10 protein-coding genes and 1 pseudogene are annotated in these 16,112 nt (G+C 57.8%); 7 read left to right on the top strand and 4 right to left on the bottom strand.

What is annotated here, in order from left to right:
- Positions 1-31: 31 nt before the first annotated feature.
- Complete coding sequence (locus tag RR42_RS23840; protein WP_043353572.1) at positions 32-1,627, bottom strand: AAA family ATPase; 1,596 nt, start codon at positions 1,625-1,627, stop codon at positions 32-34.
- Between the two features lie 919 nt (positions 1,628-2,546).
- Between RR42_RS23840 and RR42_RS41780 the strand changes: the two are divergent.
- The 3 genes and pseudogenes from RR42_RS41780 to RR42_RS23830 all read left to right on the top strand — a co-directional run.
- Positions 2,547-2,735: pseudogene (locus tag RR42_RS41780) on the top strand (CPCC family cysteine-rich protein); the annotation flags it as partial.
- A gap of 376 nt (positions 2,736-3,111) precedes the next feature.
- Positions 3,112-3,396 carry a hypothetical protein gene (locus RR42_RS23835; RefSeq protein WP_043353566.1) on the top strand — a complete coding sequence of 95 codons (285 nt, stop codon included), beginning with the start codon at positions 3,112-3,114 and terminating at the stop codon, positions 3,394-3,396.
- Positions 3,396-4,289 (top strand): TIR domain-containing protein, encoded by an 894-nt coding sequence (locus tag RR42_RS23830; RefSeq protein WP_043357736.1) that lies wholly within the window; start codon positions 3,396-3,398, stop codon positions 4,287-4,289. Before RR42_RS23835 ends, RR42_RS23830 begins: the two co-directional genes overlap by 1 nt.
- A gap of 871 nt (positions 4,290-5,160) precedes the next feature.
- Here the strand turns inward: RR42_RS23830 and RR42_RS38750 are convergent.
- A complete protein-coding gene (locus RR42_RS38750) occupies positions 5,161-6,048 on the bottom strand; it encodes a hypothetical protein (protein ID WP_082055062.1) in 888 nt (295 codons plus the stop codon).
- 53 nt (positions 6,049-6,101) lie between these two features.
- Positions 6,102-6,455 (bottom strand): DUF4124 domain-containing protein, encoded by a 354-nt coding sequence (locus RR42_RS41775; protein WP_419188918.1) that lies wholly within the window; start codon positions 6,453-6,455, stop codon positions 6,102-6,104.
- Between the two features lie 254 nt (positions 6,456-6,709).
- On the opposite strand from RR42_RS41775, the gene RR42_RS23815 reads away from it, so the two are divergent.
- Genes RR42_RS23815 through RR42_RS37860 form a run of 4 tightly spaced genes read left to right on the top strand, consistent with a single transcriptional unit; the run spans position 6,710 to position 12,056 of the window.
- Positions 6,710-7,144 (top strand): hypothetical protein, encoded by a 435-nt coding sequence (locus RR42_RS23815; RefSeq protein WP_043353557.1) that lies wholly within the window; start codon positions 6,710-6,712, stop codon positions 7,142-7,144.
- The gene (gene mobH / locus RR42_RS23810; protein WP_052494896.1) at positions 7,141-9,345 is read left to right on the top strand and encodes a MobH family relaxase; all 2,205 of its coding nucleotides are present in this window, start codon (positions 7,141-7,143) and stop codon (positions 9,343-9,345) included. Before RR42_RS23815 ends, mobH begins: the two co-directional genes overlap by 4 nt.
- Positions 9,346-9,375: 30 nt before the next feature.
- Positions 9,376-11,349: a type IV conjugative transfer system coupling protein TraD gene (gene traD / locus RR42_RS23805; RefSeq protein ID WP_043353554.1), complete on the top strand. Its 1,974-nt coding sequence runs from the start codon at positions 9,376-9,378 to the stop codon at positions 11,347-11,349.
- Positions 11,346-12,056, top strand: coding sequence for a DUF4400 domain-containing protein (locus tag RR42_RS37860; protein ID WP_052494895.1), 711 nt, complete (start codon positions 11,346-11,348; stop codon positions 12,054-12,056). The genes traD and RR42_RS37860 overlap by 4 nt, the downstream gene beginning before the upstream one ends.
- 331 nt (positions 12,057-12,387) lie before the next feature.
- On the opposite strand, the gene RR42_RS23795 is transcribed toward RR42_RS37860, so the two are convergent.
- The gene (locus RR42_RS23795; protein ID WP_043353549.1) at positions 12,388-16,044 is read right to left on the bottom strand and encodes an SIR2 family NAD-dependent protein deacylase; all 3,657 of its coding nucleotides are present in this window, start codon (positions 16,042-16,044) and stop codon (positions 12,388-12,390) included.
- Positions 16,045-16,112: the final 68 nt, after the last annotated feature.

The following is a 16,112-nucleotide window of genomic DNA, read 5'->3' as shown; positions in this document are numbered from 1 at the left end:
CTGAGGTTAGCAGGCCAGATTGAATAATGGATTACTGATGCGCCTTTTCCCAGCATGCTATGAGAGCTTGATGAACCACGGGCATGTCCCGCTCAAATACTTCAAGGGTGATAGCTTTCGAGATATTCCGGGCCAGTTTCACCTTCTGCCTCAGATTCTGGAACTGCTCTCGCAACGTCCGCGGATAATAATCCTCCAACCCTTCCGTCGGGAGAATAAAGACCTGATTGTTTCTTTCTAACGCCGGTTTCTCTCGAAGAAATGTCGCTAGCCTTGCAGCCTTCTCTGCTCCCGTAGGGTGGTCGAAGAGAATAACAACCCTGTTACGATATATGGGAGAGTCACCAAGTGGCGCAAAGGCTTTCATCAAAGCGGCAAGGTATTGAGCTTGGCGCTCATCATCGCCATTCGCTGGCACAACATGGATGCGTGGCCGGTCTGGGTATAAACGGCTACAAATGCCTTCCAGTAGTTCGGCCTCGCTTGGCCCCTCCACGATCAAGAAGTTCGCAGGGAACAGCAAATCGGTCGGACTACCGCCGAGTAGCTCATAAACTGTTCTAGCTCGACTCCGGGAATTCATCGCCGTGATTGACGTGTTGCCGTCCTCCTTCTCAACCACGAACGGAGTTTGAAGATAATGGTTGTCGGCGAGGAAAACCGATGAGTGCGTCGTCAAGAAGACTTGATCAGTTTCCTGGGCAAGCGATAGAAGAACGCTCTTTAGCTGTCGTTGCGCGGTCGGATGAAGATGAAGCTCAGCCTCATCGATAAAAAAAATAAATGCACGGCCTAACGCCTCATCCCGGCGAGCATCCGCATGTGCTTTGATAATGGCCAGCATCAGCGCACGCTGCATCCCATCGCCCTTTGACTCCGCGGAGGTGACTACACCATCATCAAGCCTAGTAGTGTAATTTTTGAGAAACTCCTCGAACGGTGGGATGTCGACACTAAACTCGAGAGCTTTGCAATCCGGAAACTGCATAGCCAGATGAGTTCGAACACTCTCACTAGTTCGCTCAAGAAGCTTGCGGACATTCGAGTCTGGCGATTGGAAAAGTCTCTCGAATGTTGCCCTGAATTCGATGTATTGGGCATCCTGCTCAAGTGCTTCAGATATTACTCCGCCAAGGAGCTGTCCAATAGGCGTTGTCGATTTGTAGGCTGCGACTTCCTTCAGACTCTTCCCAGTAAGGATGAATTCAAATCGCGGAATGCAGTTGTTGAAGGCTGAGTCAACTCCTGCAGGCTGACGCTGCCAGTCGACTTTCTTTGGGTTGAAGATATATCGATTTTTTGCGTCTTGGCTTGTCCGGCGTACGATGAGCGTGTCCGATTCCCCCAGGATATTCCTCAACTTCTGTCGGTTTTCCACATTCGAAATATTGGATATTCCCGCCTGGGCCCCGGAGAACTCAATCTCAACCGATACGTCGGCCCCATCGCCGGCCACATTTCGAATTTCCTCCAGGTTGCCCTTTGGTGAGTAGAACCAGTCCATAGCTTCGAACAAGTTAGTCTTGCCATGATTATTGCGGCCGACTAGCAGCGAGAACGAGCCGGGCTCGAACTCCACTGACTGCAACGACCTGAAGTTTCTGACTGAAATTCGGCTTATACGCATAGTTTCCCTCGTCGATTAATATATCGTTCCGAGAAACTAACACAAATCACTACGGTCTGCGCCCCTGCATCGGGAGGGGCTGACTGAACGTTGTTGTGTTGTGTCCGTCAATGCTCTTCCGAAACAGGATCGCACAAAATAATTCTCAACGGCGCGTAAGGGACGCTGCGTAGCAACTGTATCCAGTGTGATATAGATCGTTGCCCCACGCATGTTACAAAGCTACTCGTAGTCTGCAAAATCGGAACGATGCTTCGGCGTATGGCCTTTGTGGCCCGACGATCCACGATCCACAGAGCATCCATCGAACAACTAACCCTCTACAATCGTTCGACCCTGCGCAGCCGGATGACCTAAATGTGGCTAATTTTTGTCATTTTACCTTGACCGCGACCCAGTCTGAAAACACTCAAAAAATGGTCAAATGCGTAACGGTAAGGGCCTTGCCCAAAGGGCTGCTCCACTTCCTTCCTGCCGGAAGTGGAACGAAGGTACAAAGGACTCAAGGGGAATGGAAGGGTTTAATGGTAAGGCTCGGCCGCTTGGCGACCGAGCCAAGGGGCGAACTTCAAAGTGCATATCAGTCTCCAAGCATTTGTTTTGAGGTAGACATTCGCGAACGATGCCAAACGCCACCATGGACATTGAATCATTCATCTTAAATTTGATCTGGCCGGACGCCGATGTCAACGACCGTTTCCCCTTAACGGCCGTTGCTTCGGGGTCGCGCTTACTCGAAGGTGTTCGGCAAGCTAGAATACCTGCCGACCTGCTAATTTCCTCCAATAAACTCCGATATGGCCAGTTGCCACATCAATTTCAGACCTCGCGACCCGGCTTCGATTCAGCGGACGATCCGCTGCGTAGATGAGATTCGTGAGATCAAAAGTGGCGGGAACGTCAGCGGGATGATGCCTTCGGACTGGAGGAACTCGATTGTCCGTCCGGTGCCGATCAGGGTCCGACCCTGCACGACGCGCGCGATAATTTTGCGCGATTTGGGACCTGCTGCGAATCGATGCGAGCCAACGTCTCGCCGGCGGAAGCACGAACCAGATTTCCATGTTTTCCCCGCGCTGGGTCCGATTGCCATTGGGGCAACGAATAGTACGGAACACAAGAATACGTGCGCGAGTCCGGACCAGAGTAGTGGCAACTCCCAGGGGACCGGTCGCTTCTGGCCTAAAGGGGGCCTCGACCGGCCGCTAAGGGTCGTCCCTGCCCGACTACGGTCAGTCGGCTCCCCGCAACCTGACGGCTGCTTCAAGGCGACGCAGCCGCTCGGCAACTTGAAAAGGGACAGCGGCTCGCTCTCCCGCCAGTTGCGGCGAAGCGGCGAGAGGATGCATGCCCTAGCAGAAGGCCCAGGAAGATGCGCAGTTCAACCGTATTTTTCGTTCAAGGAGTGAGGAGAATATATCTCGGCACCAATGCGCTCTTGTAGCTGATAATGTCCTTTATCGCACGTAGAAGGAGAACAAACGATGTTCAAGATTGACGGACTGGACAAACTGACACGTGATCTGGAAGCCGCACAAAATGCACTTGGCGAACTCGACGGCGAGCTGGGTTCAGTCAGCATGGATCCGCACGATCCCGCCAGTATTGAAGCAGCAATCCAGGAGGCGGCGCGTCTGGTCGACGAACGCGTAGCGCCGTATGCATCGAATCCGCTGGTTGCCCAGCTTGTCGAGGGCGTGAAGGAAGCCCAGCGGGAAGGACTCCTTGAACGGGCTGCGGCCGCGCGCCTCGAGAAGGACGCGACGTGATGGTGCAGCCCGACATTTTCCAGCAGATCAATAACGCGGTCCTCGATTTACAGTCGGCCGACCTGCAGTCGTATTCCCGTCCCATCAAAACCCTTGCGCGACTGCTGCAGAACCCTGCCCTTGATGACGTGAACGGGCCGTTAGCCGCAGGCGTGGACCTTGACGCTTTTCTAGCGGAGAGCATCAAATCCCAAGGGGGAATGGTCGGGAGTGCCCAGCTCGCATGGCCGGATGACCCCGAGAAGATCCTCGGGTTGACGTGGTTGCTCATAGGTAAGTTTGCAGACGACCCGGACTACATGATTGACTTTGGCCATACCTACTACTACGGGGGGGCCAAGCTTATTGCGGGCATTCGCGGAATTACGCGCGACATGATCGTCCCTTTTGCGCGGGACTACAAAGGGTACGTCATCTCCCACGGCAACATTCAACCGAAGCTAGTGATGCCCATGTCGAACAAGGTTTTCATTGTCCACGGCCATGACGACGGTGCGCGGCAATCAGTTGCCCGCTTTCTGGAAAAAATCGGCTTCGAGCCGATCATCCTTCAGGAGCAGGCCAACCGGGGGCGCACGATCATTGAGAAGTTCGAGGAGCACGGCGACGTCGGTTTTGCCGTGGTACTGCTCACACCCGACGACGAAGGACGTGCAAAGGGCGGTGAACTTCAGCCCCGAGCCCGGCAAAATGTGGTGCTGGAACTCGGTTACTTCATTGGACGGCTCGGTCGGCACAAGGTGTGTGCGCTCAAGAGCGGAGATCTTGAGCTTCCTAGCGACTATCAGGGGGTCCTTTGGGAAACGATGGATGCCGGAGGGGGCTGGAAACTCTCCTTGGCTCGCGAACTCAAGGCCGCAGGCCATGAAGTCGATCTCAACAAGGTGTTTTAGTTGTAGGCCAGCCCGTCGCGCTCGACTCTATTTCGGTACCGGCGCTGGTCTGCGCGGCTGGTCGGCGCGCTCCATGGCGAATTCCACATAGCCTTGGTCGATGCGAATGCGCTGGTTTACTGGCCGGTACGATGAAGGTTCACCTCAAGAGTGAAATCGCACCCAAATGACCTCGTTGTGCCATGTTCAACGGCGACTGGTCGCCGAAAGCTGTCCCATACGGCCGGCGGCATACGACCGAGGTTGTGTGAAAACGCGAAACTACCCGGTTTTCAGGTGACCCATTGCCCCTCCCGAGTCGCTACCAAGCCGATACAACGCGATCTGAAGGGCCCAGTTTTCGAATGGGGCGTTCGGTCAGCGTTTTCACGCAGGCTCGACCCGGAACGGACAGCGGCGAGCGCGCGAAACGCGCCATTCAAGATCAGTTGACCTGATCCCGCCTGCCTCTAGCAATCGCCAGAGAGTCGAACGGCCGCTCCAGCCACGATCAGCCGACGATAGCAACGACCGTCGCTGGAACCAATTTGACCCTCTTCGCTTTACCTCTCCCAACGTATCGCGCGCCCGGAAGGTCTTGGCCGGCTTCTACGAGTCCTTCAGCAAGCTTCAGAGCCCGATGGCTCCTCCCAGCACGAAGTCGCTGGAGTGACAGTGTGTCCGAGCAGCGAACTACGCATCGGCGTCTATAAGCTTGTCGTAGTTTGCGCTATGACAACCGGTGGTGACATACGACCAATCTCTCTGCCGATCGGTATCCCAGTACCTTTCAAGTTCACCGCTCGCGCAGGGAAATAACGTTCGATAGGTTTCCAGAATCTGGTTGACGTGGATTCTGTCGTACGGCAGTCTATTCAAAATAGACCTTTATCTATGCTTCCTGCCCGCGGTAATGGCGAAGCTGATAGCGGAAATGCAGTTCCGCATTGGCTGCGTTCGATTTCGTCCTGACCTTGATTATTTGTACCAGCGCATACCCAGTTTCATTCCGGAAAATGACGATCTCTCCTTCGCTTACCGGCTTCGTGTAGTGGGAATCCTCGAACCATCTAGCCGGATCATCGACCTGCTCGAAGCTCGTGAGGTGCTTCGCCAAGGCCACATTAAATTCGTAGTCCAGCGCGTAGATTGACCCGTTGCCACGGTTAGTCCACGACGTTTTGAACGCCTCCCCAGGAGCACCGAGCGTGCGTTTTCCACCGTTGCTCTCATAGTCGAACGATGCTTGCCCGGCTTCAGAGGTCGAGAAGACGAATTTGCGAAAGAAGGGATCGTTGTCTCGACGTGCTTCATTGCGAAGCTCCGGCGCAAAGTCACGTACTTCGACTCCCGTAGCGTGGAAAGCTCGCCATGCCAAGCCACCCACATCAGGATTCGGATCACAGTTGCCAATATAAACTTGCCTGATACCGGCTCTTATCAGCAAGTCAGCGCAACATAATCCCTTTCCCTTTTTCTTGGTGCAAGGTTCCAGCGTGACATAGGCCGTGACGGCTGAAAAGTCGGCCCCAGCCATCTGCTCAAGTAGTGCTTGTTCAGCGTGTGCGTTCGGTCTTGCCGTGAAGGCCTTCAATTGATGCTCGTCCAAAAACTGTCCACCAACGCCCTTTGCATACCAGCCGATGAGTTCTGCTCCTCGCGCAAGAACGATACCCACACGTGGCGCAGGATTCTGCGCTTGGTGATCGACGGGACAGAGTTTCGCTTTGTCTACGGCGAGCCGGGAAAATATATATTGTGGATAATCTGATTCTGACATGTTTCGAAAATAAAGAAATACTTACGGTCATCTCTTAAGGCAATTTTTCAGATTCACTCGCACCGGTTACTTGACATCTGCGCCCCAGTTCGCTGAACTGCCTCTGCTGCTCGTTGAGCCTCAGCGGGATCATTCCGGGCCATCGCACGCTCTGACCAAGCGAGGTTTGCCGTGTACTGCTGCCGCAGGGAAGGACAGATGATGCTCGATGCGAGTCGTTTCGCAGACTGTTGGTCGCCAATCACAAATGGCTGCGTACGATCTTCCGCGTTAAGTTGGCCAATAGATTTCCGAGACAACTCTGTCTTCGCGTTGTCTGGGCACGGCGAGTCCTGGAGAGTGACCTTTCCCGCCGGACTTCGGCACTGATAGATCGTCTGGGCGTGGACGCCTGTCCCGATCAGCATGAGCAACAACGGCATAAGCAGCATCGCAATCCTCCTGTGAGAATTGTGCAGACGCCAGCCCCAGTGCAGCCCCCCTCTGTAGTGGGGTGGCCTGAATCCTTTAAGCAGTGCCTTGGGATGCTATAGAAAAACCGCCTGCCAAGCCATCAAAAACCTGCGCCGTCTGCCGCAGGTTTCCGCTGGCACACCCGTGCTCCGGTCCGTATCGTCTTGCCAGTGACAAATTCTGCGAGCGCGGACTCGCTCTTCTCTTCATGCCCAGACTTCATGCCAACGGCGTCGCCAGCGACCCACGCGCCAGCGCGCTGCAGCGCCTGCTCGCGATACTGCAACAACGCAACCTGGTGCGCTGGCGTGTCACCCTACTGCTCTGGCTCAACCGCTTTGATGGGCTCGGCGAATTCCTGCCCCGGCCAGACGATCTGCCAGACCATCAGGTCTGTTTGCTTCTGGCCCAGTTGCCTGAGTCCATCTCGGATACCGAGTTGGTGCGATGCCTCTCGCGGGCCGACTTTCTGACATGGCGCGTGCGCCATGCTGTCTCTCACGCCCTCTGGTCCTTCGTCGACCGGCCCTTCGCCGAGTTCGTTCGAGACGCTGACCCGGTCGTGTACCAGTTGGATATCGAGCATCCCGCTCCAGACGTCACCGCCCGCTGGCTGCTGACGCAGCAATCCCAATCCCAATGAACTGGATCTGGCACAGCATCGGCGCCGGCGGCATCCTCGCCGTCATCGGCGGCTGCGCCTTGGTATTGCTGGCACGCCGCCAGCCCGATAGCGCGGCTCCGGACACGCCATCACTGCCTGGCGGGCATTTGCTGCCTCCGACCGGAAGCGACATCCAGGTCCACACGGCGGAGCAACTGATCGGCGGCCTGCAACTGCAGGGCCTTTGGGAGTCCATTCGCCAGCGAACCGGCTTCACCGCCGCCAGCTTTGTGCGCGACTGCACCCCGCTCCTGCACGCTGTCGCGGATCTTTGCCAACTGCTGCCGGCGTCCGAGAGCCACCACCATGCGCAGCCAGGCGGACTGCTGATCCACCTGCTCGAGGTCCTGAATCATGCCCTGGGCATCCGGACCAGCTATACCTTACCGCGCGGCGTACCACCGGAGGATATCCACAGGCTGCAACATCTGTGGACCTACGGTGTCTTCGTCGGTGCGCTGCTCCACGATATTGGCAAGCCGATGGCCGATCTGCAGATCACGGCGCGCGCCGGACATCGGAGCTGGCCCTGGCATCCGCTATCAGGCTCCCTGGTCGAAGGCGGGGCCGAGACGTACCGAGTGGCCTTCCAGCCCGATCGGGACTACACCCAGCATCAGAAGCTACCCGTCATTCTGGCCCAGCGCCTGATCCCGCAGCCTACGTTGCAGTGGCTGTCATCCGATCCCGTTCTGCTGCAGGAGCTGATGGCCTATCTGGGAGACGAGCACGACGAGAAGAGCCTGATTGCCGAGATCGTGACCAAGGCCGACCGCGAGTCCGTGGCACACAACCTGCGGTCCGGTTCCCGTGCCCGCTTTGCTTCGGCGAGGATTGTGCCGCTGGTCGAGCGTCTGATGCGCGAGCTTTGCGCCCTGCTCGAGGAAGGTGGACGGTTGCCGCTGAACCGTCCCGGCGCGGTGGGCTGGATCTACCGGGGCGAAGTCTGGTTCGTCTGCAAACGACTGGTGGAGGAGCTGCGCCAGGCTTTCGCCGCCAAGGGCGAGGGCAAGGGCATTCCTGGTCCGGATAAGGACGAGCGGATCTATGACACGTTCCAGGAGTATGGCGCCGTGATAACCAATCCACTGACCCATGGCGCAATCTGGCACATCCGCATCGAGCTGGAGACGTGGTCGGCAGATATGCGGGTGCTGCGTTTTCCGTTGGAGAAACTGTACCGGGATCCGTCGCAGTATCCGAGTGCCATCGCAGGCCGGATCGTCATTCTGGATCCTGGCGCAACGATGCCCGCACTAAACCCCAGCCCAGCTGAGACTGCATCCGGCACCAGTCCGTCGAAAGCTGCCTCTGCGGCCGCACGAAGTACGGAAGCTGGGCCGGTTTCCCCAGCCCCCGTCGCAATGGTTGGATCCAACGCATCGATGGCTGGCGCGCCCGCGCCATCTGTTTCGGAACCCGAGTCAGTGACTGCCACGAACCGTGCGGATGCTGCGCCAGTCTCCCGCGTCAGATCCCATGACGCTGCACCAACCGCAGCTCAATCGATTGACGATCCGACTCCCGAAACCCTGAGCGAAGAGGACTTCATCGATGAGATCGAATCGGCCTCCGCCCTGCGGGCCGAAGTCCAGCAACAGAGAACGGCGGACACCAGCGCGGGCCGTCCGGCCCCCATGCCCAGAATGCCTCCAGCGGAGATTCTCCCGCCCGTGGTTCCAGCCGCGCCCGCCCTGCCGCCTCTGACGCCGCGTGACGAAGCGCCGCCGCCACCATTGGCGTTGCAATTCATGCGGTGGCTGCAGGAGGGCATTGCGCAAGGCAGCTTGCTGGTCAATACCTCCCAGGCACAGGTCCATTCGGTCAAGGAAGGCCTACTGCTGGTCACCCCCCGGATCTTCCGCCAGTTCACGCACGACACCGATCCACGCGCCGAGAGTGGAGAAGCCCTGGAGTACACGGCGGTGCAGAAGGCGGTCTTCAAGGCGCACTGGCACTACATCGCCACCAAGCCCGCCCCGAAGGGCCGTAAGGCAACGCGAATCAATATCCTGCGCTACACCACGTCCGGTGGCGGCCCGGGCGGTGCCACCACCGCCAAGCCGCTCTCCGGCGTCGTCATCCTGCAGCCCGAGCGCTTCGTTAATCCCGTCCCGCCGGTCAACTGCCACCTCACTTACCGCGAGGACATCACCCTCAACCTGGGCCCCTCCTCCTGAGTTACCCCTGTCTGACCTTGGAGACTGGATATGGCGTATCCCATCGAGAATCTATTCCGTCGCCCTGTCGAACTTCTCTCGGCTGCCACAGCCACCATGGCCGGCACGGCGCTCCTCACCGCCCCGCATTGGTTCATGATGCCCCCGCCAGTGGCCTGGACAGGCATGTTGGGGTTCTACACGCTGGCGGCCTGGCGCCTGCACCAGGGCTACCGCATCGTGCGTTTTCACCGCAACCTGAAACGGTTGCCGAAGTACGTCATCGCCGCGGCGGACGTACCGGTCTCCGATACATTCCTCTTCCTCGGCCGGGGCTTTGCTTGGGACCAGCGCCACTCACAGCGACTGCTGCAGTCCCGGGATCCGGTCAACCAGAAATACCTGACAAGAGGACGCGGAGAATGGGGCGGCGTGGGCGGCGATCCAACCCTCCACGGCGTTGAACCTGACGAAGACGTCGTCGTGATGGATCTGGCCGAGCGCAATGGCCATACGCTTGTGCTCGGCACCACCCGCGTCGGCAAGACCCGGCTGGCTGAAGTTCTGATCTGTCAGGATATCCGCCGCGGCGATGTCGTCATCGTCTTTGACCCCAAGGGCGATGCCGACCTGCTGCGGCGCATGTATGCCGAAGCCCGTCGCGCCGGGCGCGAGAAAGATTTCCACTTCTTCCACCTGGGCTACCCGGACATCTCGGCGCGCTACAACCCGGTCGGCAGCTTCAGCCGCATCACCGAGGTGGCCACCCGAACGGCAGGCCCCCTACCCAGCGAGGGACAATCCGCCGCTTTTCGCCAATTCGTCTGGCTCTTCGTCAACGTCATCGCGCGCGCTCTCAACGGCCTGGGCCACAGGCCCAGCTACGCGCTGATCTATCAGCACGCCACCAACGTCGATGTGCTGGCTCAGGCGTACATCGAGCACTGGCTGGATACGACTCAGCCCAGCTGGAGAGACGCATTCGAAGACTATGCGAGCGATGAGGACCGCCGCAAGGCCAAGACCAAGGAATCGCAAAAGACCCAGCATGCGCTGGACCTGCTGCTGCTCATTGATTTCATCAACGCGCAGGCATGGTTCGACCCAGTGGCGAACGCCTTGGCCGGGCTGGTGGCCAAAGAGCGTGGCTACTTTGAAAAGCTGGTGGCCTCCCTGTATCCGTTCCTGGAGAAGCTCACCACCGGAAAGATTGCCGAGCTCATCTCCCCCGACTACGAAGCCACCAGCGATCCACGCCCCATTTTCGACTGGATGTCGGTCATCAACCGTGGGGGCATCGTCTATGTCGGCCTGGACTCGCTCTCTGACTTTGAAGTCGGCTCGGCCATTGGCAACGCCATGTTTGCCGATCTCACCTCCATCGCTGGCCAACTCTACAAGTTTGGCGCCGGTTTTGGCCAAAGTACGGCAGAAGGCAAACGCCGCATCGTCGTTCACGCCGACGAGTTCAACGAGCTGATCGGCGACGAGTTCATCCCGCTACTCAACAAGGCCGGCGGCGCCGGCTTCCAGGTCACGGTGTACACGCAGACCTGGTCGGACGTCGAAGCCAAGATCGGCAACCGCGCCAAGGCCGGCCAAATCGGCGGCAACCTCAACACGCTCATCATGCTGCGAGTCAAGAATAACGAAACAGCCGAGATTCTGACCAACCAACTGCCTGAGGTGTCCATCGCTTCGACCATGCTGGCCAGCGCGGCCTCGGACACCAACGACCCCCGAGATTTTGAGGAATTCGGCTCCCGCAGCGAGGACCGCATTTCCACCCAACGCGTGCCAATGCTGACCCCGGCCGATCTGGTCAAGCTCCCCAAGGGCCAGGCATTTGCGCTGATCGAGGGCGGCAGGCTCTACAAGCTGCGCCTGCCGCTGTTCGATCCCAAGGCCGACGCCACCGATCTGGCCCTGCCGGCATCGCTCGAGGTAATCGCCGCCGACATGAAGGCCCGCTATGACAGCGCGGCCGACGTCGAGCCCCTCACTGTGCCGGGAAGCTGGCAATGAGTTCACGCTATGAATTCCACGAACTCAAGCTCATCCACGTCTTCGTCTGGCCGCTCAAGCTGCTCTGGAAGGTGCTGTACATCTATGGCGTGCTATGCGCCCTCTGCGTGGCGACCTTCCTGTTGGCCGCCCACTATCTCTGGACCGACCCGGTGGATAGCGCCTACCAGATTTATCGCCAATCGATGGAGGCAACCAGCCTGCTCGGGGCGACTTCAAGGGCCACTTGGTTGGTACAGCAATCTGCGGACTTCGCCTACTGGCTGTTCTTCCAAGTCACCCAGCTACACGACATCCTCTCCCGCCTCACCCACAACATTGCCAATAGTGGGACCGACGCGACAATCGGCGAGAGACTGCTGCGGCCGTGGCTCAAGGAATTGTGGATCGCGGCGCTGGCCGTGAAGACCTTCGGAAGCCGCCTGATGCTACTGCTAACCGGCTGGCCGGTACTTCTGCTGGCTTTTTGGTGCGGCATGACCGATGGTCTCGTGGAACGCTCGATCCGAAGCGCCTGCGCTGGGCGCGAATCGTCCGGTCTGTACCATCGCGCGAAATATGCCCAGTTGAGTCTGGGCGCTACCTCGGTCCTCGTTTTCGTCTGCCTACCGTATCAGCTTGATGTGCGGTGGGTGTTGTTTCCTATCGCCATGATCATTGGGATCCTGGCACGGATACAGTGGAAGTTCTTTAAGAAGTATCTTTGAGCAGGCGGCTGTTTGCGGGTGGTTCTTCTGCGGTTGCAGCTTCTGGCCGCTTATCTCTCTTTGGACGTAGATAGCGCCGATGTCAGCTAATCGTCACTGGGGAGGCGTCGAATGGTCGGAACTGCCGGCAGGCGCCCTCCGTGAGCTAGGTCGTCATCGGCACTTCCCGACTGAACAGTCAGTCGAGTTTAACGAAAGCGGTCAATCGCCACGGCATTGTATTGAGAAACCCAACAACAATCGCCATGGTGTAAGGTTTAATGAACTCACTACAGTTAATCCGTCGGCGCGTTAATTATCGTCCGTGTGATAGCTGGTCCTTAGACTGAGCTCACGGCTCTGCATCGAGCAGCGCATTTCGTACCTCAGGAAGCGGGTCCGATTTGCCTGCTTCAATCCATTGATCCAGCGTTCCATCGTCGCTGATCCGCGATTTCATTGCGTAGGCAAGTCTGACGCATTCAGCGCGGACAAGCGATAGCGAGATCGCCCTACGGCCTGTAGCTTCAGTGTCGAGGTATTGACTTTCGATCCACAGGTCTTCAAGTGCTGGGAGTAAGCGCGATACCCCCGCCGCAGGGATGAGATTCCGTTCGAGGAAATGTCTGGCGGTGTAGAGCAGCGCAGGCAACCCATGCTCGTGCCGGGTCTCGATCGTCGAAACAAGCTGGTCGATCAGATGGTCTGGTAGTGCAACACCTGAGCCGTTCTGTACCAGCGTCGCCCATTTCCGTAGAGCCGTCACCCCGTTCCACACACGATGGCTGTATGAGCCGAAAAGCGCACGTCGTATCAGAGTCGCAAGATCGCCAGCAAGGTCCGGCACGGTGTCCAGAAATGCCGGCATCGCGGGCAAGCCATGCCATTCGCGAGACTTCAATATCCACGTGCGTAGCGTTGAGACTCGCCCCGCAGTTTTTGACGTCGGGTCCAGAGCTGGAGCGCAGAGTTCAGTCAATACTGTTCCAACGTGGCGACGCATTCCATCCAGAAAGTTCTTCCTCCATGAATCATCTATTGGATCTCTGGGTTCAACGGAAACAGGATCCCACGCAACAAGTTCATCAAATAGCCGTTGCGCCTGCTGATGGTCCGGTCTGATACCAATCTGTGCAGCGAGGACATAGGACTGCATATTTTGCAGTTTCTGGTCTAGCACTCGTGTATCGAGCAATTTCGGCGCCTCAAGACCGCCTGTTTGACCGCCCTGAAACAGCACGGCGCAAACCGTCTCCCTAGGGTCGATAGCGCTCGGTGAGGGAAGGTTCGCGAGCGCGCTACTGAGCAACCCTGTGTCGGCGGGTAGTCCACTTTGGGCGTCCACGTCAGACCATAAGACGTCTCCGAAAGATGCACGCTCGTCAGCCTTCAGCGATTCCCGCAATGACAGGTAGCTGAGTCGATATACCGCTTCCCTCCTTGAAGGCTGTCCACGCTTCGCCGCCACCAGCAACTGCTGGATGCGCTGCTGCCATCGCGCGTCTTCACCGGAACGGTCTGGCACTAAGTTCCAGATACGGTTGATAATATCCGGCCACCATCGAGTGTCCGACTGGGCTTCTGCCGCTAACGGAAAGTCAATGATCTCCCATGCGAGTTTGCTCTGCCTAGATGGTGGAAGCGCTGCCACCGACTGGTTTGCCAGTTCGTTCACTGCCTCCAGAATCCAGTGGAATTGCATCGAACTACGTCTTGCGAGGCTGAGAGCATAGAGAAGCGTTGCCTGCGCGTCATCTTCCGACATTCGCACGGCAAGTCGCGATAGCACGGTGAGATGAAGTCTCAGGCGATCGATCGCGCCGCTCCTGTCCTCGGCTTGCTCTTTGCCCTGCGATGTCTCAAGGCGGCTCACCCAGAAATCGGCCCCTGCCCTGACGACGGATATCAACCCAGAGCTCACTTCATCGGGTAGTTGAGCGACGGCAATGCGGCTGAAATAGACGTCGAAGGTCTTGTCATAGTGACTATGCATTCCCCGCATCAACCAGATGTACCAGTCAACGGTTCGATGATAGGTAATCTTCGCAACTGCGCCGACCGCATCTGCGCAGAAGTTGACGCCGCTCGTCCTGATGGGCAGACCGACGACCTCCATTAGCTGGTCAAGCTGGTAAAACGCCGCTGCGGCCGAACTGTCTACGGTATCCGGAGCCAGTTGCCGGGATTCACGATAATGCCCAGGCTCGAAAAGTAGCTTAAACCCCGTCTCATCCAGCTTCTGCTTGGCATAGTGCTCAGTTGCCATCGTTTCGATCCGCTCAATCTCATCGCGGGGCGCAACCAACAGTTCCTTGAACTCGCGGGCTTTGGGCGCATCAACGGGCGCCTGGAACGCCCCCGCATAGGTTCCGCGTGAAATCCATTCTGCCCACCCCAGCCGGGCCCTGATCCAGATGGAGCTACGGTCGAGCCTGTATCGCCGCTCAAGTTCTGTCGCGGCATCCCTGATCAGTTTTGTGGCATGGCCATGAAAGCCGATTTCAGTCAGCAGACCCGCCCGGCGAAGCATCCAGACGGGATCGGGAGATTCCAGTAATGACACAGAATCTGCCAGTTCATGAAGCTTGAGCTGGTCCCGTTCGAAAAGGCATTTCTGATATCTCGCCTCCATGCGAGTCTCGTCCGACGACGGAGCAAGCTGAGTTACGAAGTCTTCCCACTTCAGAAAGGCCTTTTCATCCGGATGCAGTCTCGCTCGTCGCATCAGCGCGACGGCGAACTCGCAGAGGACGTCTTCATCTACGCTGACGGGACGAGCATCGAGTAAGGTGCTCAGCGCCTCAAATAGCTGATTTGAAATCCAAGAATAAGAAACTGTGCGTTGCCAGAGAAATTCACGCAGGATAGCTGCCCGCTCTGTCACTTCGAAGCGTTCCAGAACAGAGGCGCGCAACAGCCAAGCTTCATCTGAACGATGTCTCATCTGGTCGCGCAGACTTGCGGGGCACACCAGCCAACCCGGATACGTTTCCCGGTCGCTCTTGATTACGGCGGCAGTTTGCTGCAGAAGATCTGCAGCGAAGGCGTCATCTTTGCGTGCCTTCGTATGCGCGTCTTGGCCAGCCCGCCGAAGAGGGAAGCTGCCCGGCTCCGCCGGCGCCCAGTTGTGCATTAGCCTCGGGCGAGCAGCATGCAGCGCTTCGAAGAAGAGCTTCGTTGCCTCCGCATGACGCGCCGCTTTTGGTGTTGCGACGAGAGCTGGTGCGAAATCGATTGGCGCAATGTTGCGCGACTCTAGGAATTTTCGCTTCGCAGGGGCAAGGTCCAGATTGCCGACAAGGTAGACGCGACGGGCTTTACCTCCCAACTGGTCACGCACCCACCCCGTCCATTCGAGAAAGTTGGGATCGTCACCCGAGAATCCGATTAGGCAGAGCTCGTTCTCGATAAAAATCTGTCTTGCTAGGTTCACGAACGCAGCGTGTTTGCTCGGATAGGTCCGATAGTCCTCTTCAGCAAAAATGAGTGGTCCTTCGTCCCCTATCGATCCATGCAGTTTAACCACACGGGGCGCCCGCGCATGCGGCAGATCTGCTTCCAACCTTACGAGATCGTATCTCTGTTCAAAAGTACTCTCTGCGGTCCGTTCCAGCAGAGTATCCCAGTTGGTAGTCAGGACATCGGACCAAGGAAACTCGAGAAGCTCCGTATGTAAGGCGCCGGGCTGCCAGGCTCGGTCGGGGAAATGAGACCGGATAAAGTCGTCAAGGGCCGCTTGCCCGAAATAGGTCCGATACTCCTCGGCGATCCGAAGAGGATTCGTCGGTGCGCTGCCTTTTCTCCCGGGGTAGAGTTGTTCGACCATGGCGTCACATAAGTCCCCCCACAACAGAGGTTGCCGGCTGTCCTTTGCGGGGAAGAGCGCGTTCTTTGAGAAGCCTGCGCCTACCAGGACGGCAGCTCCCCGGACTGTCCCGTCGCGCCATAGTGATCGAGCGAATTGCTGTAATGCTGAATAGTCGGGCAGCGTGTCGATTTTAAAGGTCATTTTGAGTTCCGGCGTGTACGGTCGAGCTACTTTATCTCCGTTGGCATTCATCCAGAATGGCACCGTAA

This window comes from Cupriavidus basilensis, assembly GCF_000832305.1.
In the GTDB taxonomy this organism is placed as follows: domain Bacteria; phylum Pseudomonadota; class Gammaproteobacteria; order Burkholderiales; family Burkholderiaceae; genus Cupriavidus; species Cupriavidus basilensis_F.
This window is presented reverse-complemented; position numbering and strand designations above follow the sequence as displayed.

What these genes read in the sequence shown, in the direction of transcription:
- RR42_RS23815 (WP_043353557.1), top strand. Translation starts at nt 6,710, where the DNA reads ATGCCCAGACTTCATGCCAACGGCGTCGCCAGCGACCCACGCGCCAGC.
- RR42_RS41775 (WP_419188918.1), bottom strand. Translation starts at nt 6,455, where the DNA reads ATGCTGATCGGGACAGGCGTCCACGCCCAGACGATCTATCAGTGCCGA.
- RR42_RS38750 (WP_082055062.1), bottom strand. Translation starts at nt 6,048, where the DNA reads ATGTCAGAATCAGATTATCCACAATATATATTTTCCCGGCTCGCCGTA.
- RR42_RS37860 (WP_052494895.1), top strand. Translation starts at nt 11,346, where the DNA reads ATGAGTTCACGCTATGAATTCCACGAACTCAAGCTCATCCACGTCTTC.
- RR42_RS23795 (WP_043353549.1), bottom strand. Translation starts at nt 16,044, where the DNA reads ATGACCTTTAAAATCGACACGCTGCCCGACTATTCAGCATTACAGCAA.
- RR42_RS23835 (WP_043353566.1), top strand. Translation starts at nt 3,112, where the DNA reads ATGTTCAAGATTGACGGACTGGACAAACTGACACGTGATCTGGAAGCC.
- RR42_RS23840 (WP_043353572.1), bottom strand. Translation starts at nt 1,627, where the DNA reads ATGCGTATAAGCCGAATTTCAGTCAGAAACTTCAGGTCGTTGCAGTCA.
- RR42_RS23830 (WP_043357736.1), top strand. Translation starts at nt 3,396, where the DNA reads ATGGTGCAGCCCGACATTTTCCAGCAGATCAATAACGCGGTCCTCGAT.
- mobH (WP_052494896.1), top strand. Translation starts at nt 7,141, where the DNA reads ATGAACTGGATCTGGCACAGCATCGGCGCCGGCGGCATCCTCGCCGTC.
- traD (WP_043353554.1), top strand. Translation starts at nt 9,376, where the DNA reads ATGGCGTATCCCATCGAGAATCTATTCCGTCGCCCTGTCGAACTTCTC.